The sequence below is a fragment of the Ruegeria sp. BHSA123 genome, from assembly GCF_059613425.1.
In genome coordinates this window covers 1-19,147 of record NZ_JBXWSL010000034.1, presented here as the reverse complement: position 1 = coordinate 19,147, position 19,147 = coordinate 1, and the positions used below count along the sequence as shown (strand labels likewise).

Sequence of the window (19,147 nt, the reverse complement as noted above, 5' to 3'; positions counted from 1 at the left end):
AATAATTGATAATTCGAAGCTACAACTATGAAGGGTATACCCGCAATCGGATCAGCGTCATGTTTCCTCTCCGCTGATGCTTAACATTTCTTTCTCCGATTGCAGCCATTGAACCAGACGATCCATTGTTTCCTCCAAGGGCAGTCGCCGTTTTCCTTTAACCGCACATTCCCAGACCAACGCAATGCGCCACCCAGCCTCACCTAGTGCTGAATACGTTTTGCGATCTCGCTCCATATTCCCAGAGATTTTTTTTCTCCAGAACTCTTCCCGAGTCCCAGGCCACTTGAAAAGGTTGCATCCATGCCCATGCCAAAAACACCCGTTCACAAAGATGACCGCGCGATGTTTGCGTAAAGTCAGGTCAGGCTTTCCGGAAAGGCTATTGTTATGCAGCCGGAAACGGAAGCCGCGTGCATGAAGTGCACGGCGAATTATCATTTCCGGTTTCGTATCTGACCCACGTATCGCCGCCATGTTCCGGCTACGCGTCTTGATGTCATGAATGTCAACCAACTTGGATAGCCGCTTCCGCCCTGTAATTCGTCAAACTCAGGATATGCGGCCTCATAAGGCGCGCAACATCTGAGAATACCGGTACAGCCACAGAGTTTCCGAACTGCTTGTAAGCCTGAGTGTCTGACACCGGAATCCGAAAGTCTTCGTCGTATCCCATCAGGCGGGCACATTCCCGTGGCGTCAGGCGCCTCGGATTCCGGCCCTCGCCCCTATTCACAAGAATCTCTGAGCCATCCTTGTAGTAGCGAGCGGATAGGGTCCGGGATATGCTGTCTCCCTGCACCAAACCAAACCCAAACCCGTTACCTTTTGCGCGGTGCTTAGCCGCATAATTTTGCAAGTACTGCCAAAGCTTGTCGCTCAGGGTATATTTATCGCTGACGACAGCCTTGGCACCCACCGTGTAATGACGCTCCGGTACCTCCAGCCCATTCTCCGGATGAAGAATGTCCCCCATCACAAAACGACCCCGTCTTGGCAGATCGATATCATCAAACGAGAATGGCACGTCTTCCCGGAACCCGACCATTACGATCCGCTCGCGATGCTGGGGCACATAGTGTGCCGCATCAATTACCCGTGTCTGAAGCTTGTACCCAAGCTCATCCTCTAACTTGCGCTTGATCACCTCAAACGTCCGGCCCCGATCGTGGCTTCTGAGATTCTTGACGTTTTCCAACAGGAAAGCTGCCGGGCGGTGCGCCATCAGGATTCTTAGAACGTCAAAAAATAACGTGCCCTGTGTCTCGTCATCAAAGCCGTGTCGCCGGCCTAGCGCATTCTTCTTTGAAACACCTGCAATTGAAAAAGGCTGACAGGGGAAACCCGCCACCAGGACGTCATGCTCAGGGATTGCTGCTGCATCCACCTCCCGGATATCGCCTGCGATCGGCCGGTTGTCGGGAAAGTTCGCAAGATAGGTCTGTTGGGCGAATTTATCCCATTCGGAGGTAAACACACATCGCCCACCTGCGCCCTCCATAGCTTTGCGCAAGCCACCAATCCCTGCAAACAGATCGATAAAGGTGAAGCCACCTTTGTTTTTCGGTGGGCTCCGTCGATCGACTTCCAACTCCAGCAAACGAATGACACCGTCCCTGGGTTTTTCTTCACCTCTGACCCAGCGATAAATGTGGCTCTCAGAATAGTCGAGGTGTTCTGCTGCCTGGGGTACCGAATAGCCCGCCTTCCTGAGAAGGATCTCAAAGTCCGTCATCTCTGCTCGCTTCGCTGGGAATTTTTCTGTCATTATGGCTGGGAGCTACCCTAGCCGCAAGAACATTATGAGCACATTTGGTGGATTTCTCGTTAACGCACACCTGATCCAGGCTTTTGCCACCAATTGCCTGTGCTTTGCGACAGCACATTTCTATTGCCGTCGTATGCGAACTTCCCGTGAGAAATAGCACGCTACAGCAATTCGGAATAGGTCCGGGACGTTAACAAAACGAACATCTTATTCTGCTGTCAGGCGACACCACAGAGGCGTCAGCGAAACACCTGCAAACGGGTGTCTCTTAGGCTGGAAGGAAAACTCTCAAAAGCCGAGCTCTGCGCTGACCACGGTGAGCGTTTGACTACCGGAGGGACCCGTTTGTTGAGCGATAGCTCCGTCGTAATCCTGCTCTGCAGACGCCCCGCAGACCTGACAACAGGGACACCCCTAAAGGGGGGTGTCCTGTCTGTCCGTCATGCGAGGGGCCGGCTTCGTTCAGACAGACAGGACAATCAGCAGACTTTGTCTTAATGTCCGCTCAGTCTCCTGCACTATCCTGATCCTCTTCGATGTCATCCCAATCATCGTTTTCCACTATCCGTGGAACGAACATCAAACCGTTCTCGACAGCAATCCTCCCTTTCTTCACAAGCCCTGAAAGAGCTCTGGATACCGCCTTTTGTCTGCTGGCGCGGTTATCACTGCCTGAAACGCTCAATCCATCAGTAGCGGCCTTTCGCCAGTCAGTTACGTTCAGCTCAACCCCGTCCGACATTTCCATGTAAAGCGTGAAAGCCGCCGCTTCAGCGGACGTGAGTATCGGATTGCCCTTTGGATCCCCCGGGCTGCACGGCAGACAGATCGGTGCATCCACGGGTTCGCTGTCCATGTCGTAACCAAGGTGGCGAGTGCCGATTCTGAACGCAAAGTCGAGGTCAGGTGATCCGTTTCGGTTCTTGCGGATTTTGCCCCGAACAATTCCGTTCCGGTCGGCAGTCCTGACCATTATTGAAAAGTCCAGGGCTCCGTTAAATACAGAGTGCCCCCTGGGTGTATTGCCTTCAGCTTTGGTTCCGTGATGAACAAAGATGACCGCCGTCCCGGTTTGTGCCAGGCGTTTTCCAATCTGCACAACGCGGTTCATACCTGCCGCGTCATTTTCCTCCAATCCGGGCATCGCCATGGCAAGTGTGTCGATCACAATAAGGGAAGGCCGGGCCAATCTGACCTGTTTCATCAGAACCTCCAGGTCAGGGCTGCCCTTTCCCTCCACCTGACCTTTGGAAAACAGATCTCCGCAACCCTGAACCAGTAGGAAACGATCTGTTACGCCAAGATCACCACAGAGAGCGGCGACGCGTCCGGCCATACCATCTTCATCCTCGCAAGCGATGTAAAACACCTGCCCCTGCTTAGTTCGCAAACCAAAGACATCCTCACCACGAGCAACAGCGTAGCCAAGCCGCGGAGCAAACAGAGACTTGCCGGCCCCTGGCTCGCCAAAGATGCATCCTATCTGCCCGGGTGCGATCAACATCTTGATAACGTAGTCACGGATGGGCAGATCAGCACATTGGTCAGGGGTGAGAAACGTCAGCCCGCCGGTATCAGCTGATTTGGAAGCCTCCTCACCAAGCAGGAAGTCGATGCTTGGCAACTCTTCCGGGTCGTCATCAAAATCGTTTGGCGAAACTGCCAGCCAGCCAAAGTTTCTCGCTTCTGCAAACAGCGTATCAGCAGTCACAGCAGGAGCATCGGCTTTTCCAAAACTACGCCACTTCCTTGCTACTTCCTTACAGTCGTAGCCGGTGTAGTCAGCACTCCAGGCCTGTACGAGACTGAGCCCGGGCCTGGATCCGGCCGTCGCATGATGAACTGCCATCAGAATTCTTACCCACTGCGCATACGGCAAGTCATTCGGGATCCTGAAGAGCGCTTCCGCAAGCTCCGCCAGCTTATACTGATAATGAATGGACTCACTGTTCTGAGGGCTGCTGACAGACCGTTTGAGCGCCTGCGGGAAGGCGGTCAGGAGCAGCTGAGCAACTCTTGGGTCACCTTTTTCCACCTTATAAGAACCGATTTTGCTGACTGCGCCCGGAGCTATGACATAGCCCCCCTCTCCTCGGACATCTATACCGGCGCTGCTCGTCGAGTTTCGGATATCATCCGCGTTTTCGAAATAGAGATGCTTACCGCCGCCGGCAGTTCGAACGACCATTGCCGCGTCTTCGGGATCAAGGCCAAGATCCAGATACGCGCCGACTCCGTCTTTGTGCTCGCGCACGTCGAGGTCAACGACGGCAACTCTATTGACTGATCCGGTCGGCAATCCGGGAAGTGCATCAGGCCATTTTGCCCACCAGGCCTCAATCTGTCTCACATCAGAAGTGGCAACCTGTTTCCATTTCACGCCATATTGCGGCGCCTTGTTTTTGGGGTTGCACGGGAAAATTCTGTATCCGGATTCAGCAAGCTTTAACGCAGCTTTTTCATTGACGGATTTTGTTCGACCGGCAGAACTGACTGTGGATCCCTGCATTTGTCTTTCCTGTCTAATTCTCCGGTCGCAACGCGAACCGCGAAAGGGTCGTGGAACTGGACGAAACCAGAAGCCAAAACCACAAGTTAAAGAAAGAGCACGGTGGGGCCGGAGAAAGTCGGCCCCGGCCGTTCTATGCTATCGGCTCAATTTCGAAAGCCACAGAAAACCTTGTCCCAAAAGCCTTCCGGCGGCGCTTCGTACCGAACAGAACAGTACCAGGAATGCTTGTCTTCAAACTCGTGAACAAGAGTTGAAAGCAAGGCACGTTGGGGGCCTAATTCCGACGCGAGCTGTTTCTTTTTCTCGATCTCCAGTCGCGCAAACAAATCCGCAGTTCGCTCATCCACACCGATCCCGTTCAGTTCTACGATCCTCGCCCAGCGCAGGTCTTCGAGCGTGTTGAAAAAAAGTTTCGCCATGTCGTCAGGATGCATCGGGTTCATAGTACTCATGTTTTGTCTCCACGCCCGATGCTGACTTTTGCACAGCTTTCCACAAACGCGCTCAACCAGGATTCCGGCATCGCGGACGCCCGGTCACTGAGCTTTATGAACGGAGGGAAGCGTCCTTCGGAAATCATCTGGTAAATCTGACTGCGCGACAGTCCGACTTTTTCAACAACCTCTGTGGGCCGAAGTAAACGCCCGGTGGGCTGCACGTTCTGCCAGGGCGTTGTATCCTGTTGCATTTTCTGTCCTTTCCTGAAGTGGCCGACAAAACGTCGTACCGGCCACTAAAGGCTGACAGAAACCTTTGCGCATTTCACGGGAACAAACCTGCCAAAAATCCGGAGGTTATTTCCTCTTTAATTTCAATGATTTATTAAAACATCCCGGAATTCTTCTGAGAAAATTCTCCAGGCCGGGCCTTCAAATCCAGTGACTTGCGGCTCCATTTTCCCGGTGATCTGAAAATATTCGACGTAACCTCGTTCTGGTCCCAGACTCATCTTCATTTCCAGAACAGCCTTGAGTCGCTTCCTGAATCTGCCGTCTTGTAAAGGATGCCAAAGTGCCAGCGCCTCTAGGTCGTCCGGCACCGAAACAGAGAAGCTCCGCTCTTCTATCCTCGCGTTCACAATCTCTGTAGTTGCACTCAAAAATCGAAACACAGCACCCCGACTCCCCTTTGACTTCCGGGAAACAACCGCATCCGGTTCTACACCAAATGCCGCGTGGAAAAGGCCGATTGCCCTGGGGTAGAAGACCCACTTTTCGGCATTTAGCCTGCCCCCACCTGCGCTTCGAAGATCCAAAGTTCGCCGTGCATCAGCCACCCACTTCTCTGCTTCAACGGCCCATGCTTGCGGAAGCGGGGGTGGAGGGTCTTCATTGTACAGAAAGCTACTGGAAAACTCCTGATTACTAGCAAGGATAACACTGACCTTTTCAACCTGCTCCCAATTCAGGCGGGCAGTCAGTTGCTCTCTGATCGTCCATTCAACTGAGTTGTTTAGCCAATAGTGAAATTTTTTCTCGGCGACTTCGTCCAGAAGAGGGAGCTCTGTTTTAACGATGATGTTCTTCACATCAACAAAGGTCAGGAGTCTTCGCCACCCGATCGATTCCTGACTCAGGGGTATCAACTTTTCAGGTTTTAACACTTTACCGGTCATCCTGAGCCGCCTCTTTCATTCTGCTTAACTCACCCGCCCACCAGTCTGCCATTCTCACCCGTTCCTCCCAGTGTTCTCCCCGCACATAGGCGCGTCGCACGTCGTTGCCCTCAACATGAGCCAGAGCACGTTCAACCGCGTCTGCAGCCCACAGACCGCTTTCGTTTGCGAAGGTGCTGAACGTTGCCCTGAAGCCGTGTGCGGTTATCTGATCGGACGAGTACCCCATCCGTCGGAGTGCAGCGTTCAGAGTGTTTTCCGACATGGGTTTCTTCCAGGAGCGTGCGGAGGGAAACAGATAATCACTTGTTCCCGTATGCCGGTGCAGTTCTTTCAGCTGATTCAGCGCCTGCTGCGGCAACGGAACACGGTGAGGGCGGCGCATTTTCATTCGTTCCGCCGGGACACGCCATGTCGCCTCCTGACACTCAAATTCATCCCATGTCGCCAGTCTGAGCTCTCCGGGGCGCGGGGCCAGAAGGGCAAGCAGATGCAGCGCATATTTTGTCGCAGGCTGACCCGAGAAAGCATCGATCCGGTTCAGAAGCAGGCCAAGTTCTTTCGGATCAAGTATCGCTGATCTGGAACGCACCTGAGGACGGATAAGCGCGCCCTTCAGCGCCTCTGTGGGATCCTTTTGCGCCCGCCCGGTTGCAATTGCATATCGAAACACTGACCCGATCGTGCTCCTGAGCCGACTGGTGGTTTCATAGGTTCCTTTGCTCTCAACCTGCCGCAGCAGTCGCAGAACATCCGGGGTCTCTATCTGCGCAACGGGGCGTTCTGAAAGCATCGGCTCAGTCTGACTGACGAGCCAGTTCAGCTTCTTCAGAGTAGCAGGCGCACGCCCTTCTTTTTCGAGCTTTGATAGATACTCCCGGGCCACGACGCCAAAGGTCACTGCACGTTCCCGTTCGGCCTCAATCCGTGCCAGCTTCCGCTCCTCTCCCGGGTCTTTGTCTTCCAGCAAAAGTAACTTCGCGGCATCGCGTTTTTCGCGCGCAAGTTTGAGGCTGACGAGCGGGTAAGGACCCAGAGAAAGGAGCTTTTCTCTACCCCCAAACCGGTACTTGAGCCGCCAGAGCCTGGACCCCCCGGGATTGATCAGCAGGTGCAAACCGCCCCCATCAAATATTTTGTAAGGTTTTTCGCGGCTTGCGGTATTTCGGATGGCTGTATCGGTCAACGGCATGGGAACAGGAATCGAATTAATGTGGTTTTGAAAATACCCCCGGAAATACCCCCAGATCGTCTGGCTGCCCCCGGAATCACCTGAACGACGCTGGACTCAGAATGCAGCAAAATCATGGCGTTACCGAAATTTTCGGACGCCTCTGGATGCTGCTGAAAGTATAAATGGTGCCCGGGGGCGGAATCGAACCACCGACACGAGGATTTTCAATCCACTGCTCTACCCCTGAGCTACCCGGGCACGGGAACGACGTTTGTCGTTGGGTGGAGGCGTTCTATGACTTGCTACCGGCAGTGTCCAGAGGCTTTTTTACATTTTTTCAGTGCGGTCGCATTGTATTGTGTTCGTCCGTATCGCCCTCGGTCTCAGGGTCGTCTTCACGCTGAGACGGGACCGCGTAAGAGCCATTCAGCCACTTGGCCAGATCAATGTCTGCGCAGCGTTTCGAACAGAACGGGCGGAACTTCTTTTGCGTTTCTTCTCCGCAGATCGGGCAGCTCATTTCAGGATCTCAGCGACAGGTAACCGGCTGCGTTTGCGCTGCAACTCGAAATGCCCCAGAGGTGTCCACCCCGCCAATATCGTCTCGTCCGGATCCGACTTGAAGGCGGCACGCAGGGCGGATTCGAACCCTCGGCGGTCTTTCTTGGGCATTGGGGCCAGATCCAGTGTGATCTGCCCTGCCAGCCCACGCACACGCAACGCACGTGGCAAAGCTTTGGCACAAGCGAAGTTGGCTTTTGTTCCTGCCGCCAGCGACGTATCCGCGCCTGTGTTCACATCTACGGCCACTAATGCGCGGGTCGGTTCGATATAGAGGTGTCCGCCTCCGGGTAGAGGTTCGGAGATGCCACGGGCAACATCCAGCGCATCCAGCACACCATGGGTTTCAAAACTGCCGGTTTTAGTCACAACCTCGGCAGGATCGGTCCAGTCGCGCCATGCGAGGATATGCGGGCTGTCACCTTCGCTGAGCAGTTCGACGTCGGACCCCTCGTCGTTCATCACTTGTTCAGCTTGCACAAGCATGGCCGAAATGTCGTCGGCAATGTCACCGGCATCCGCATCCATGCAGCAGGAGCGGAGGATCAACCCGTAGGGGCTGTCGCCCATTTGTTCATGCGCGATTTCAAGCAGTTGATCCCGCCTGTCTTCATCCTTGATGCTGCGCGAGATGTTCAGGCCCGGCGCGTCGGGCGTGACAATGGCAAAGCGACTTTTGAACAGGATACGGTTGGTTACAGGGATGGCCTTGCCGGGCTCGGCATATCCGCCAACCTGCACCAAAAGCGTGGCACCCGGCGCTAACCCTTTGACTTGTCGTAGAAAAGCTGGGCCGTCGGGTGTAACCAGGAACATGCCGCCCTGCCCTTTGACCGGTCGATCGGCACGGGCGCGATAGATGGTGCCGGGCGCGGGTGCGTCGGTGGCGATCAGGAGATCATCAAGCTTTCCGTCGACCATCAATGCCGCGGCTTCGCGGTCTTGGATATGGTCCAGAACGATGGTTCGACCCTTCATGATGCCTCGCTATATAGTGGGTAGCCGATCCCTTGCAGCAAGGCGGCGGTCTCGGACAGGGGCAGCCCCACGATGCCAGTGAACGAGCCCGAAATCCATGGGATGAATGCGCCGGCAGGGCCTTGGATCGCGTAGGCCCCGGCTTTACCCTGCCAATCACCGGTCGCCAGATAAGCGTTGATTTCAACGTCCGACAGGCGTTTGACCTTGACCTGCGAGACGACATCGCGCTGCAGGATGCGATCCCCGCGCCGAACGGCGACCGAAGTGATCACCCGGTGACGGCGACCGGACAGAGCGTACAGGAACTCTGCGGCTTGGCCCTCATCCTCAGGCTTGCCCAGAATACGCCGCCCCAGTGCAACAGTCGTGTCCGCGCAAAGCGTGATGTCGTCGCTATCCGATTGAACTGCCTTTACTTTTTCACGCGTAATGCGGCTGCAATACGGAACAGGAAGCTCACCCTTCAGCGGTGTTTCATCGATGTCAGGGGGACGGATGGCGTCGGGCTGCACGCCAAGCTGCGCCAGCAGGTCCAGCCGCCTTGGGCTGCCCGATCCCAGGATAAACGCCATCTCGGCAGACGTTATTTGAAGCGGTAGTTGATCCGACCCTTGGTCAGATCATAGGGGGTCATCTCGACCTGAACCTTGTCGCCGGCCAGAACACGGATGCGGTTCTTGCGCATCTTTCCTGCCGTATGTGCGATGATTTCATGGCCGTTTTCCAGCTCGACCCGAAACGTCGCATTAGGCAGGAGTTCCTTCACGACACCGGGAAATTCGAGCGTATCTTCCTTGGCCATGTTGTCTCCATCATTAGGTTGCGCCCGCAGAATCTGCGGGGATGTGCGCTTAAATGAGCCTATTTTTCCCTTATTTCAAGGGCGGATTCATCTAAAGGGCGGATAATGTGACCGTTTCGACTCGGGCGTCCTGCTCTGGCCAATGGGTCCGGTTCAGCACGTGGCCATCGGCGCGGACCTCGGCGATGTCGGACAGGTCGACATCCGCATAGGTCCAGCCGGGCTGATTCAGAGTGCCCTCGGCCAGCACTCCGGTGGCTGGGAACCCCTTGTCCGGCGGGCCGAAAACGCCGCCCATGCCGGTGTTCATATCCACAGCTTCGGACCAGCCGTTGGCTCCGACCAGCGATGACATGACCGTAACACATTGATTTTCCAAGGCTCTTGACATCGATCCAATGCGAACACGCCAATATCCCGACAGCGCTTCGGTGCAGGACGGTACAAGGATCATATCCGCTTCGCTGAGTGCGCGGCCCAACAAGGGAAACTCGCTGTCATAGCAGATCAGAACACCGATTTTGCCCAGCGCGGTGTCGAACAGCTTGAGCGGACCGCCCGGAGCGATGTCCCAGTCCTCGCGTTCAAAGCGGGTCATGATCTGCTTGTCCTGATGGTCGCGGCCACCGTCCGGGGCGTAGAACGCGGCGCGGTTCACCGGGCGGCCGGACCCATCCACAACCGGGGCCGATGCACCCAGAATGTACGTTTTGTACGCGCTTGCGAGGCGCGAGTGCAAATTTTGTACATCCTCGAACCGGTCCGAAACCGCGCGGATCGAGCGTTCCAGATCACCCGCCACCTCGGCCCCATCAAGCGTCGACACCTCCATCGCGCCGTATTCGGGGAACACCAGCAGCCCGGCCCCCTGCCCGGCAGCCTCGGCAACCCATCGGTCCAGCTTGTCCTCGTACTGCGCCCAGCTGTCGAGCCAGTCGAGATCATATGCTGCGGTTGCGACTTTCATTGGTGGTATCCCCTGAGCCGTTGTGTCGTGGCACTAAACCGTGCGAGCCGCCGCGTGTACAGATCAATCTGGTGCTGGGGTTGGGTGAAGGGGGGGAAGAGCCCAAATTGGTCTTTCGATTTTCACAGCCGCGTAGTCGCCGCAGTTCGTGGCAACTCAGATTTTCGATGCCGTGGCACCGCGGAGAAAACCTGCGCCGCGAACTCATGGAGCGTTGGGCGATAGGGTCGCGATAGTTTTTCGGCAGCGCGATCAGCTTCGGTCAGCGGGGATAGGTGATCGGGCAAATGCTTTAGCAGGGCGGTATCAAAAGGGGCATTCATCGTCTTTCTCCTTGTTCCTGTTGCCACTGTGACAGGGGTAAAAGATCTTCGCTTGAAGACAGCCCTTAGAAATCCCTGTGAATTCATTTGGATTTGTCTAGAATTTCAAAGATCAGCTTGGATCAAAGGTTTGTCTCATTGTTTTACCGTTTTGGAGATTGCGAACTCGACACTGCCAGCCGCCGACTGAAATGCGCCGGTCTGGAAGTTGCCATCGAACCGCAAGTTTTCGATTTGCTGCGGCTTCTGGCGGAGAACCCTTCGAAATTAGTGACCAAAGATGAGATCATTGACGCCGTCTGGGGCGGGCGCGTCGTTTCCGAAAGTGCCGTCAGCGCCCGGATCGCTGCAGCACGCCGTGCGATTGGAGACGACGGAAAGCAGCAGAAGGTAATTCGGACACATCACGGGCGAGGTCTGGAAATGGTTGCTGTTGTTGCAGGCGGCGACGCCACCGACCGACCAAATTTGGAAAAACCAATGGCTCCCAAGGTGCGATACACGATCTCAAAGCGCGGGCACTCTTTGGCCTATCTTGTTTCCGGTTCCGGGTCACCGCTGTTTCAGCTTGATGGCCCGCCGCTTAGTAAGGAGAAGGCGTGGCACATACCGATCTTGCGAGATGGCTATGATGCCTATCGAGAGGGTCGTACGCTCATTCAAATGGACTGGGCCGGAACGGGTCTGTCGGAGGCGTTGGATGAAGCGCTTAGCATCGAAGAGAATGTCGAGGATATGGTCGCCGTTGCCGATGCCGCCGGGTTAGACCGATTTGCTCTCATGAGCGAATCTGGTGCGTGTTTGCCAGCAGTCCTATTCGCTGCAACGCATCCTGAGAGGCTCACACACCTTGTCATCGTTGGCGGGTATGCAGAGGGCCGCGGGATTCGTGAGGCGCAAGGCCAGCCCGAGGTCTTGAAGGCTATGATGGAGGCAGGTTGGGACCAGCATGAAGGCGGGATCGCCACTGCCTTTCTCACGGCCTATTTTCCCGAGGGTCCGGCCAAAGGCGTGCGGCAAATGGTGGGACTAATGCAGGAAAGCGCCTCTCAGAAATTCATGCTCGATCACCGCGACCGGTCCAACAATGCATCAATCATCGATGTATTGAAGAATGTCGAATGCCCGACTCTGATCATTCAAGGTCGCAACGATTCAATACATCCTTTGGTGCAGGCGAAGAAACTTGCTGCAGGCATTCCCGGCTCGGAGCTGTTGGTGTTGGAAAGCGCGAACCACCTGCCTGTCCCCGGCCACCCCACATTCGATGTGTTTATCCAGGCGCTCCGGGGTTTTCTCGATGCCTGACAGATAAGGCGCGCGGCTGGAGGCAATGGCTCCTTCGTCCCGCACTGCTGCCATTTAAAATGATCAACACTGCACCTGCAGCGAATGGCAGCTTTGCTGGCCTCCATTCACTTCCGGCAACACACAGAAAAAACCTGCTCCACCGCCCCCAACCCGACGTCTACAAATCCCTGATCCAGAACTGCAACGGCTTCGGCGTTTCTCCCTCTTCCCCGATATCCTTCCACGAGAATTGGGCAATTGCGCCGGGTAGGGGCTTGTATCCGCGGGCGCGCCAGAAGGTATCCAGCGGGCGGTAGTGGTCGGGGCGCAGGGGGTGGTCGGTGGGGCGTTGCACGCTGCAAAAGGCGCATTTGGCAAAGCCCAGTTCGCGGGCGTGCGCCTCGCGCGTGTCGAAGAATTTGTGGCCGACGCCCTGCCCGCGATAGTCCGGCAGCAGGACGGATTCAGCGCAATAGAAGATCTGCGACAGATCGAGCCCGGTGTCTGCGAAGGCCGCGGCGAAATCGTCGGCGTGGTCGGTCAGCGGCGCGCCGGTCGAGGCGCCGATCAGGCGGTCGCCATCGAAGGCGCCAACCACGATGGCCTTGTCGCTGTCGCGGTAGGATTGGAGGTATTTGCGTTCGTATTCCAGATCGCCGTCATAGAGGTAGGGCCAGGCGTGAAACACCCTGATCCGCAGGCGGGCGACATCGTCCAGAGCGGCGCCAAGCGCCGCTCCGGTCAGGGGGCGGACGTCGGTGACGTCAGCCATTCGAGACCTGTTTGGTCCAGTCTGCAAGGTTATAGAAGGTGGTGACGCGGGTGATCTTGCCGTCCCTGAGATCAAAGAACGACCCGGCAGGCAGGCGATAGGTCTGGCCGTGCGCGTCGGGCAGGCCCTCGTCGGTTTCCAGATAGGTGCCGTTGACGATGAACTCGGCCGCGGCGCGGGTGCCGCCTTGGGCATCGAACACGACGATGTCGGTCAGGTTTTCGCGGTAGCAGCGGTTCATATGGGCGCAAAAGGCGGCGAACTTGTCCTTGCCGACGCGAATCTGGCCTTCGTTCACGTGATGGGCCACGTCATCAGACAGGCAGGCCAGCATGCCATCGACGTCACCGGCGTTGAAGGCATCGAAATAGGTTTTGACGGTCTGGTTCATGTCCCCTCCGTTGGTTCGCCCCAGCGGTCTTTCAGATGCTGAATGATCTGGTCGCGGGTCTGTCGGTAGTGGTGTAGCTTTTGTTCGCGGGTCTCGCCCATCCCGGTAGGGTCCATTATTGGCCAATAATCGACATCGAGGTGAAAAACACGGGTCAGTTCCAGCGCCTGACGCTGGCTGGCGGGTGAAAGCGCCACAACCAGATCGAACGAGCTGAGGTCATCGCCCCATTCCTGCATCTCGTCGAAGGAGCGCGACCGGTGGCGGGACAGTTCCACGCCGACCTCGTGGCAGACCGCGATGCTGAAGCCGTCGATTTCCAGATCGTTATGCACACCGGCGGACTGAACATAGGTGCCGGTGCCATAGAATTTCTTCATCAGCCCCTCGGCCATCGGGGACCGAACCGCGTTGTGGTCGCAACAGAACAGGACCGACTGCGGCAGAGGCTTCACGCGTCAGCCCCCAAAATGCAGAACGCAGATCAGCGTGAACAGGCGGCGGGCGGTGTCGGTGTCGACATCTGCCTTGCCTTCCAGCCGTTCCTGCAAAACACGGCTGCCTTCGTTGTGGATACCCCGGCGGGCCATGTCGATGGTTTCGATCTGGCTGGGTGGCAGCGATTTCACCGCGTCAAAATAGCTTTCGCAGATCTGGAAGTAATCCTTGACCACCTGCCGGAAGGGGCCGAGCGACAGGTGAAACTCGGCCGCTTTTTCGTTGGCCTCGGTTTCAATGTCGAAGACAAGCCGTTTGTCGCGGATCGAAAGCTGGAGGTGATAGGGGCCCTCGGGCACAACGCGGTCGTCGCGTTTGGGCAGCGAGAAGCTGTTTTCTTCCAGCAGATCATAGATGGCGACCTTGCGCTCCTGCTCGATCTCGGGCGTTGGCGGCGGCAGATTTCTATCATCCAGTTCGATATGCGAGATGCGGGTCATCTTTACAGTCACATTCCTTGCGTCAGCACAGACCTATAACAATGATATTCGGCGAGCAACGCACAGAAACGCCATATGCGCCCGGTCTTTGCGTCATTTCAGCCATTCAGGCGGTTCAGGCGCGCGGTGACCGAGAGGCCATGCGCCTCGAGGCTTTCCGAGCGCGCCAGCTGTTCGGCGGCAGGACCGATGGCACGCAGGGCTTCGGGGGTCATCTGGCTGAGCGTGGTGCGCTTGAGGAAGTCCATCACGCTGAGGCCAGACGAAAACCGTGCTGAGCGGGCGGTGGGCAACACGTGGTTGGGACCGCCGACGTAGTCGCCGATGGCTTCGGGTGTGTACTGACCCAGAAAGATGGCTCCGGCGTGGATGGTTTTTTCGCTCAGCGCGCGCGGGTCGGCCACGCAAAGTTCCAGATGTTCCGGAGCAATGCGGTTGGACAGGGCTGCGGCCTCGTCCAGGTTGCGCACGGTGATCACCGCGCCGTAGTCACGCCAGCTGGCCCCGGCGATGGCGCGGCGTTGCAGGGTTTCCAGCCGTTTTTCGACCGCCTGCGCGACAGATTGGCCGAATGCGGCATCGTCGGTGATCAGGATCGACTGCGCGCTTTCGTCATGCTCGGCCTGGCTGAGCAGGTCCAGCGCAATCCAGTCGGGGTCATTGTCCTTGTCGGCGATGACCAGAATTTCCGAGGGGCCCGCGATCATGTCGATGCCGACCTTGCCAAAGACGCGCCGCTTGGCGGCGGCGACAAAGGCGTTGCCCGGCCCGGTGATCTTGTCGACCGGCGCGATGGTGTCGGTACCATAGGCCAGCGCCGCCACGGCCTGCGCGCCGCCGATGCGATAAACCTCATCCACACCAGACAGTTTTGCTGCCAGCAGCACCAGCGGGTTCACCTGTCCGTCCGGGGTGGGCACCACGATGGCCAGCCGTTCCACACCGGCCACTTTGGCCGGGATCGCGTTCATCAGCACCGATGACGGGTACGAGGCCAGCCCACCCGGCACGTAAAGCCCTGCGGCCGAAACAGCAGACCAGCGCCAGCCGAGTGTTGCGCCCGTCGCATCCGTCCATTCCTGATCCTCGGGCATCTGCCTTTCGTGATAGGCCCGGATGCGGGAAGCGGCCAGTTCCAGCGCCGTGCGATCTTCGTCCGAGACCTGCGCCACCGCATCCGCGATGTCCTGTGCGCTGAAGGCCAGTGTTTCGGGTGTCAGCGTCAGCCGGTCGAATTTGGCTGTCAGTTCGATCACCGCCGCATCGCCCCGGTTGCGCACATCGTCGATGATCTGCGCCACGACCGCATCCACATCCGGGCTGTCCTCGCGCTTGGCCAAGAGCAGGGTCCGGAAGGCGGGTTCGAATTCGGGCGATGTGGTATCAAGGAAAACGGGCATGATCTGGCACTCCGGGCGTTGCGCATTGGGACATATCGCCCGGAGCGCGCGGCCTCAACCCTCAGTCCCCAAAGTGCAGCGATTTGCGCATCGGGTATTGCGGAATGCCGTGCCAGTCACCGGGCCGGCCTGCCGGTTGCCATCCCTGTTTCAGATAGAACGCGTGCGCCGTTTGGGTGGCATCCAGATGCGCCTCGGCACAGCCGCACACAGTCAGTTGCCGTTCCAGCCGGTTGAGCAGCGCACGCCCCACCCCCTGCCCCGTATGATCCGGATCGACATAGAGCAAAGTGACCGTCCCAGTTTCCAACAGCCCCCCGACGGCGGCCACCTGCCCCCGGTGTTCGGCCAGCCAGATCTGCGATCCGGGCCTGAACCAGCCCCGTATGGTGGCCGGGTCCTTGTTATCGGTCCACCGCCTTTGATGGTCCGGGTCATTCTTGTGATCGGCCGCGCAAAGCTGCGTGATCGAACGGATCAGAACCCGGCTGAGGTCGAACACGTCGAACACGGTGGCCGGACGCAGGGAGATCCCTTCGGACACCTTTGAAAACGCCTGAGAAATCCCGCGCTTGTTCTGCATCTATTCGGGGTGATGCGGGGCCTGACGGGATGGGGCCTGATAGGGGCGCGTGACGTCCTTGAGGGTGGCATCCAGGGCCTCGACTGTCAGGCGGATCGCGCCGTCACCGGCCAGCGTCAGCAGGACATGGCCCGCGCCATCCTCGCCGGGTTCGAAAACAACTGACATCAGCGACATGACCATGTCGGTGTCACCGCGATCAATGCCCTGACTGGACACCGAGAGAACCGAACCGAAGACCAGCACCGACTGCACCCGTTCAAACGGGCGGTCGCGGCGGGCGGCGGCATCCTTGTCTTCCCAGCGGAAGCGGTTCAGCAGCAGGCCAAAGCGGCGCTGCGCCGGTTGCCACTTCATCTCGGTCACAGGAAACACGGCATCCTGCGCGAGGGTCGAGATTACCTGAAGGTCATCTGCATCCTCGGCCCCAAGATTTAGCGGCGCCTCGCGCCCGTCTTCAAAACTTGCGTCTGTCATTGGCCCTTGATCCGTTCAATCTTTGCACCCACGCCTTCCAGCTTGCGCACCACATGTTCATATCCGCGGTCCAGATGATAGACCCGGCTGACCGTTGTTTCGCCTTCTGCCGCCAATCCGGCAAGGATCAGCGAGACCGAAGCCCGCAGATCGGTCGCCATCACCGGCGCCCCTTTCAGGCGTTCAACACCGGCGACCGTGGCGGTGCCGCCATGCACCTCGATATGCGCGCCCATGCGCACCAGTTCGGGGGCGTGCATGAAGCGGTTTTCGAAAATGCGTTCTTCGAGAACCGAGGTGCCCTCAGCCGTGCACATCAGCGCCATCATCTGCGCTTGCAGGTCGGTCGGGAAGCCGGGGAAAGGTTCGGTCACCACATCCACCGCGCGCACGCGCCCGTTTTTGCGCGCCACTTTCAGACCGCCTTCGGTTTCTGAAACGCTGACGCCTGCCGCATCCAGTTTGGCCGCAAAGGATTCGACCAGTGACATGCGCCCGCCCAGCAGTTCCACCTCGCCGCCACAAATCGCCGGGGCCAGCATATAAGTGCCCAACTCGATCCGGTCGGTGACAACCTGATGTGTGGCCCCGTGCAGCCGGTCGACGCCCTGAATTTCGATGGTCGAGCTGCCTTCACCAGAGATCTGGGCACCCATCTTGCGCAGGCATTCAACCAGATCGACGATCTCGGGTTCGCGCGCGGCGTTCTTGAGCACCGTGGTGCCCTTGGCCAGCGTGGCGGCCATGACGATGTTTTCTGTTGCTCCGACAGAGGCAAAGCGCATCTGATGCACGGCGCCTTTCAGACCGCCCGGAGCCTTGGCGTGCAGATAGCCGTCCTTCAGCTCGATCTCGGCGCCCAGCGCCTCGAGCCCTTCGACATGCAGGTCCATCGGCCGTGCGCCGATCGCGCACCCGCCGGGCAGAGAAACAACCGCCTGCCCGAACCGCGCCAGCAAGGGGCCCAGCACAAGGTTGGACGCACGCATCTTGCGCACGATGTCATAATCGGCGGTCTGACTGGTCAGGCTGTGACTGGACATTGCAATCACCTGACCGTCCTGCAGCGACGACACCTCGGCCCCCAGAGATTGCAGCAGCGCGGTCATGGTCTTGATATCGCTCAGCCGCGGCGCATTGGTCAGCGTCAGCGGTTCTTCGCTTAACAATGTTGCGGGCATCAGCGTCAGGCACGCATTCTTGGCCCCCGCAATCGGTATCTGACCGTTCAGCGGGCCGTTGCCCGTTACCAGAATCGAATCCATCTGCTCTTATCCCTTGTCCTTGTCAGGCTTGTCCCCTGCGGTCGCGCGCGCCTTGGCCTGCGCCTTGCGACGCGCCATGTTGGCCTTAAGCGCCGCCTTCAGCCGCGCTTCGCGCGCATCGCCGGGTTTACCTTGTTTTTTGGGTGAATTTTTTTCCGTCATGATCTTTCTCTACAGGAGGCGAAAAAAACCGTCCAGACACCCTTGCGCCGCGTTTCGTTTGAGTCTAATCACCCGCCCACAGCGCTGCTGTAGCTCAGAGGTAGAGCACTCCCTTGGTAAGGGAGAGGTCGAGAGTTCAATTCTCTCCAGCAGCACCATATCCCTTAAAAATTCACTTAGTTATCAATATATTACGCTTTTGAATATATTTTCGGCTTACTCCTTGGCCCACCTTATGGAAATACCATTCTCAATTTGGTTGTTTGCTATCCGAAAAATCGGCGCGAGTACCAACTGTGGTATACGAAATTGGTTTTCTCGAAGCCTTGCGACACTTCCGGTAGCACAGCAGCGCCATCAAAGGGGCTGTCGAGGATTACTGTCATCCCAAATTCCGCCTTCCATCAGCCTTGCGGCGTGTACCAGATCGGCGAGGTATAGGCGCGCTCCTGCTGCGACATTGGTGCGCCTTCAGGAATCTCGATCCCGTAGCGATAGGCATCGTAGACATACCAAGGCGGTGTCGGGATCTCCAATACCCGGGCGTAGTAGAACGCTGGGCGTGCCGGATCGAAATCCGGGTCGGTCCAGACGGTCGCAAGCTCGGATGCCCCGATCGAGTTGGCCCAGCTCGCCGTTGCCACATTCACCGTATCGCCTACCGCGGGCAGCATGCCATCCGAGCCGGGGACGCGCCCGTCGGACCAGGCGACGTCATAGATGGCTTCGCTGGTCGTGCCGTCCTCATTGAGCCAGCCCTTCACGACCTGGATGCGGTCGAGGTTGGCGCCAATCGGATCCCTTAGCGCGGCCACCATGAATGTTGGCGCCTCGGCACCGTCGGGTGCAGCGGACAGGTCAGCGCCCATTGGCACGCCTTTCGAATACCCTACGGTTGACGGAATACGAGATGCGATATCGGCCTCGTCAAAGTCCCAGCCACCGAAGAAACGAACCGATATTCTAGGGCCGGTCGTGGCGTAGACTTCCTTGCGCGCCATGGCGTCGAAGATGCTTTCGCGGGTATTCTCCTCGGCCCAGACCGCCGTGAGACCGGCAGCGACCATCTGCCAAGCGAACAGCTCACCGTTTTCATTCTTCATGAAAGGATGCTGCATCCGCTCTGCGGACGGCTCGTACCCGGTGTGCTTGCCAAAGAAATTCTC

General features: G+C 57.7%; 23 protein-coding genes and 2 tRNA genes. 2 read left to right on the top strand and 23 right to left on the bottom strand.

Annotated elements, in window-relative coordinates:
* Nucleotides 1-57: 57 nt before the first annotated feature.
* The 13 genes from AC2FNC_RS14915 to AC2FNC_RS14855 form a co-directional block, all read right to left on the bottom strand.
* Nucleotides 58-516 carry a very short patch repair endonuclease gene (locus AC2FNC_RS14915; RefSeq protein ID WP_496715742.1) on the bottom strand — a complete coding sequence of 153 codons (459 nt, stop codon included), beginning with the start codon at nt 514-516 and terminating at the stop codon, nt 58-60.
* A complete protein-coding gene (gene dcm, locus AC2FNC_RS14910) occupies nt 509-1,768 on the bottom strand; it encodes a DNA (cytosine-5-)-methyltransferase (protein WP_496715741.1) in 1,260 nt (419 codons plus the stop codon). Before dcm ends, AC2FNC_RS14915 begins: the two co-directional genes overlap by 8 nt.
* A 505-nt stretch (nt 1,769-2,273) precedes the next feature.
* A complete protein-coding gene (locus AC2FNC_RS14905; protein WP_496715740.1) occupies nt 2,274-4,277 on the bottom strand; it encodes an AAA family ATPase in 2,004 nt (667 codons plus the stop codon).
* 146 nt (nt 4,278-4,423) lie between these two features.
* Nucleotides 4,424-4,732 (bottom strand): hypothetical protein, encoded by a 309-nt coding sequence (locus tag AC2FNC_RS14900; protein ID WP_496715739.1) that lies wholly within the window; start codon nt 4,730-4,732, stop codon nt 4,424-4,426.
* Entirely contained in the window at nt 4,729-4,968 is a 240-nt protein-coding gene (locus AC2FNC_RS14895) for a helix-turn-helix transcriptional regulator (RefSeq protein ID WP_480666951.1), read from the bottom strand. Before AC2FNC_RS14895 ends, AC2FNC_RS14900 begins: the two co-directional genes overlap by 4 nt.
* Before the next feature lie 123 nt (nt 4,969-5,091).
* Nucleotides 5,092-5,895 (bottom strand): hypothetical protein, encoded by an 804-nt coding sequence (locus AC2FNC_RS14890; protein WP_496715738.1) that lies wholly within the window; start codon nt 5,893-5,895, stop codon nt 5,092-5,094.
* Nucleotides 5,885-7,087: a tyrosine-type recombinase/integrase gene (locus AC2FNC_RS14885; RefSeq protein WP_496715737.1), complete on the bottom strand. Its 1,203-nt coding sequence runs from the start codon at nt 7,085-7,087 to the stop codon at nt 5,885-5,887. Before AC2FNC_RS14885 ends, AC2FNC_RS14890 begins: the two co-directional genes overlap by 11 nt.
* A gap of 165 nt (nt 7,088-7,252) precedes the next feature.
* Nucleotides 7,253-7,327 (bottom strand) — tRNA-Phe (locus tag AC2FNC_RS14880).
* 79 nt (nt 7,328-7,406) lie between these two features.
* Nucleotides 7,407-7,589, bottom strand: a complete 183-nt coding sequence (locus AC2FNC_RS14875; protein WP_480520993.1) for a DNA gyrase inhibitor YacG — start codon at nt 7,587-7,589, stop codon at nt 7,407-7,409.
* Nucleotides 7,586-8,608: a ribonuclease E/G gene (locus AC2FNC_RS14870; protein WP_496715736.1), complete on the bottom strand. Its 1,023-nt coding sequence runs from the start codon at nt 8,606-8,608 to the stop codon at nt 7,586-7,588. Before AC2FNC_RS14870 ends, AC2FNC_RS14875 begins: the two co-directional genes overlap by 4 nt.
* Entirely contained in the window at nt 8,605-9,183 is a 579-nt protein-coding gene (locus AC2FNC_RS14865; protein ID WP_480622706.1) for a Maf family protein, read from the bottom strand. Before AC2FNC_RS14865 ends, AC2FNC_RS14870 begins: the two co-directional genes overlap by 4 nt.
* A gap of 11 nt (nt 9,184-9,194) precedes the next feature.
* On the bottom strand, nt 9,195-9,413 hold the full coding sequence (gene infA, locus AC2FNC_RS14860) for a translation initiation factor IF-1 (protein ID WP_005978431.1): 219 nt from the start codon (nt 9,411-9,413) through the stop codon (nt 9,195-9,197).
* A 91-nt stretch (nt 9,414-9,504) separates the two neighbouring features.
* A complete protein-coding gene (locus AC2FNC_RS14855) occupies nt 9,505-10,380 on the bottom strand; it encodes a carbon-nitrogen hydrolase family protein (protein ID WP_496715735.1) in 876 nt (291 codons plus the stop codon).
* A 410-nt stretch (nt 10,381-10,790) separates the two neighbouring features.
* On the opposite strand from AC2FNC_RS14855, the gene AC2FNC_RS14850 reads away from it, so the two are divergent.
* Nucleotides 10,791-12,011 carry an alpha/beta hydrolase gene (locus tag AC2FNC_RS14850; protein WP_496715733.1) on the top strand — a complete coding sequence of 407 codons (1,221 nt, stop codon included), beginning with the start codon at nt 10,791-10,793 and terminating at the stop codon, nt 12,009-12,011.
* 160 nt (nt 12,012-12,171) lie between these two features.
* Here AC2FNC_RS14850 and AC2FNC_RS14845 read toward each other — a convergent pair whose 3' ends face one another.
* The 9 genes from AC2FNC_RS14845 to AC2FNC_RS14805 all read right to left on the bottom strand — a co-directional run bounded on the left by AC2FNC_RS14845 (nt 12,172) and on the right by AC2FNC_RS14805 (nt 17,981).
* Nucleotides 12,172-12,765, bottom strand: a complete 594-nt coding sequence (locus AC2FNC_RS14845; RefSeq protein WP_496715732.1) for a GNAT family N-acetyltransferase — start codon at nt 12,763-12,765, stop codon at nt 12,172-12,174.
* On the bottom strand, nt 12,758-13,156 hold the full coding sequence (locus tag AC2FNC_RS14840; protein WP_480473605.1) for a ketosteroid isomerase-related protein: 399 nt from the start codon (nt 13,154-13,156) through the stop codon (nt 12,758-12,760). The genes AC2FNC_RS14845 and AC2FNC_RS14840 overlap by 8 nt, the downstream gene beginning before the upstream one ends.
* Nucleotides 13,153-13,611 (bottom strand): arsenate-mycothiol transferase ArsC, encoded by a 459-nt coding sequence (locus AC2FNC_RS14835; protein ID WP_209505795.1) that lies wholly within the window; start codon nt 13,609-13,611, stop codon nt 13,153-13,155. Before AC2FNC_RS14835 ends, AC2FNC_RS14840 begins: the two co-directional genes overlap by 4 nt.
* 3 nt (nt 13,612-13,614) lie before the next feature.
* Nucleotides 13,615-14,094, bottom strand: a complete 480-nt coding sequence (locus tag AC2FNC_RS14830; protein ID WP_480520976.1) for a UPF0262 family protein — start codon at nt 14,092-14,094, stop codon at nt 13,615-13,617.
* 98 nt (nt 14,095-14,192) lie between these two features.
* Nucleotides 14,193-15,494: a histidinol dehydrogenase gene (gene hisD, locus AC2FNC_RS14825; RefSeq protein WP_496715729.1), complete on the bottom strand. Its 1,302-nt coding sequence runs from the start codon at nt 15,492-15,494 to the stop codon at nt 14,193-14,195.
* Nucleotides 15,495-15,555: 61 nt separating this feature from the next.
* A complete protein-coding gene (locus AC2FNC_RS14820; protein WP_480607761.1) occupies nt 15,556-16,077 on the bottom strand; it encodes a GNAT family N-acetyltransferase in 522 nt (173 codons plus the stop codon).
* Nucleotides 16,078-16,554, bottom strand: a complete 477-nt coding sequence (locus AC2FNC_RS14815; RefSeq protein WP_480607764.1) for a DUF2948 family protein — start codon at nt 16,552-16,554, stop codon at nt 16,078-16,080.
* Nucleotides 16,551-17,819, bottom strand: coding sequence for a UDP-N-acetylglucosamine 1-carboxyvinyltransferase (gene murA / locus AC2FNC_RS14810; protein ID WP_480555604.1), 1,269 nt, complete (start codon nt 17,817-17,819; stop codon nt 16,551-16,553). Before murA ends, AC2FNC_RS14815 begins: the two co-directional genes overlap by 4 nt.
* Nucleotides 17,820-17,825: 6 nt before the next feature.
* On the bottom strand, nt 17,826-17,981 hold the full coding sequence (locus tag AC2FNC_RS14805) for a hypothetical protein (RefSeq protein ID WP_480624011.1): 156 nt from the start codon (nt 17,979-17,981) through the stop codon (nt 17,826-17,828).
* Between the two features lie 83 nt (nt 17,982-18,064).
* On the opposite strand from AC2FNC_RS14805, the gene AC2FNC_RS14800 reads away from it, so the two are divergent.
* Nucleotides 18,065-18,139, top strand: a tRNA-Thr gene (locus AC2FNC_RS14800).
* Between the two features lie 246 nt (nt 18,140-18,385).
* Here AC2FNC_RS14800 and AC2FNC_RS14795 read toward each other — a convergent pair.
* On the bottom strand, nt 18,386-19,147 hold a 762-nt coding region (locus AC2FNC_RS14795), incomplete at its 5' end, for a DUF3604 domain-containing protein (RefSeq protein ID WP_496715726.1).

Coding starts and splice junctions, on each gene's coding strand:
- dcm (WP_496715741.1), bottom strand. CDS start 1,768: ATGACAGAAAAATTCCCAGCGAAGCGAGCAGAGATGACGGACTTTGAG.
- AC2FNC_RS14905 (WP_496715740.1), bottom strand. CDS start 4,277: ATGCAGGGATCCACAGTCAGTTCTGCCGGTCGAACAAAATCCGTCAAT.
- AC2FNC_RS14900 (WP_496715739.1), bottom strand. CDS start 4,732: ATGAGTACTATGAACCCGATGCATCCTGACGACATGGCGAAACTTTTT.
- AC2FNC_RS14895 (WP_480666951.1), bottom strand. CDS start 4,968: ATGCAACAGGATACAACGCCCTGGCAGAACGTGCAGCCCACCGGGCGT.
- AC2FNC_RS14890 (WP_496715738.1), bottom strand. CDS start 5,895: ATGACCGGTAAAGTGTTAAAACCTGAAAAGTTGATACCCCTGAGTCAG.
- AC2FNC_RS14885 (WP_496715737.1), bottom strand. CDS start 7,087: ATGCCGTTGACCGATACAGCCATCCGAAATACCGCAAGCCGCGAAAAA.
- AC2FNC_RS14875 (WP_480520993.1), bottom strand. CDS start 7,589: ATGAGCTGCCCGATCTGCGGAGAAGAAACGCAAAAGAAGTTCCGCCCG.
- AC2FNC_RS14870 (WP_496715736.1), bottom strand. CDS start 8,608: ATGAAGGGTCGAACCATCGTTCTGGACCATATCCAAGACCGCGAAGCC.
- AC2FNC_RS14865 (WP_480622706.1), bottom strand. CDS start 9,183: ATGGCGTTTATCCTGGGATCGGGCAGCCCAAGGCGGCTGGACCTGCTG.
- infA (WP_005978431.1), bottom strand. CDS start 9,413: ATGGCCAAGGAAGATACGCTCGAATTTCCCGGTGTCGTGAAGGAACTC.
- AC2FNC_RS14855 (WP_496715735.1), bottom strand. CDS start 10,380: ATGAAAGTCGCAACCGCAGCATATGATCTCGACTGGCTCGACAGCTGG.
- AC2FNC_RS14845 (WP_496715732.1), bottom strand. CDS start 12,765: ATGGCTGACGTCACCGACGTCCGCCCCCTGACCGGAGCGGCGCTTGGC.
- AC2FNC_RS14840 (WP_480473605.1), bottom strand. CDS start 13,156: ATGAACCAGACCGTCAAAACCTATTTCGATGCCTTCAACGCCGGTGAC.
- AC2FNC_RS14830 (WP_480520976.1), bottom strand. CDS start 14,094: ATGACCCGCATCTCGCATATCGAACTGGATGATAGAAATCTGCCGCCG.
- hisD (WP_496715729.1), bottom strand. CDS start 15,494: ATGCCCGTTTTCCTTGATACCACATCGCCCGAATTCGAACCCGCCTTC.
- AC2FNC_RS14820 (WP_480607761.1), bottom strand. CDS start 16,077: ATGCAGAACAAGCGCGGGATTTCTCAGGCGTTTTCAAAGGTGTCCGAA.
- AC2FNC_RS14815 (WP_480607764.1), bottom strand. CDS start 16,554: ATGACAGACGCAAGTTTTGAAGACGGGCGCGAGGCGCCGCTAAATCTT.
- murA (WP_480555604.1), bottom strand. CDS start 17,819: ATGGATTCGATTCTGGTAACGGGCAACGGCCCGCTGAACGGTCAGATA.
- AC2FNC_RS14805 (WP_480624011.1), bottom strand. CDS start 17,981: ATGACGGAAAAAAATTCACCCAAAAAACAAGGTAAACCCGGCGATGCG.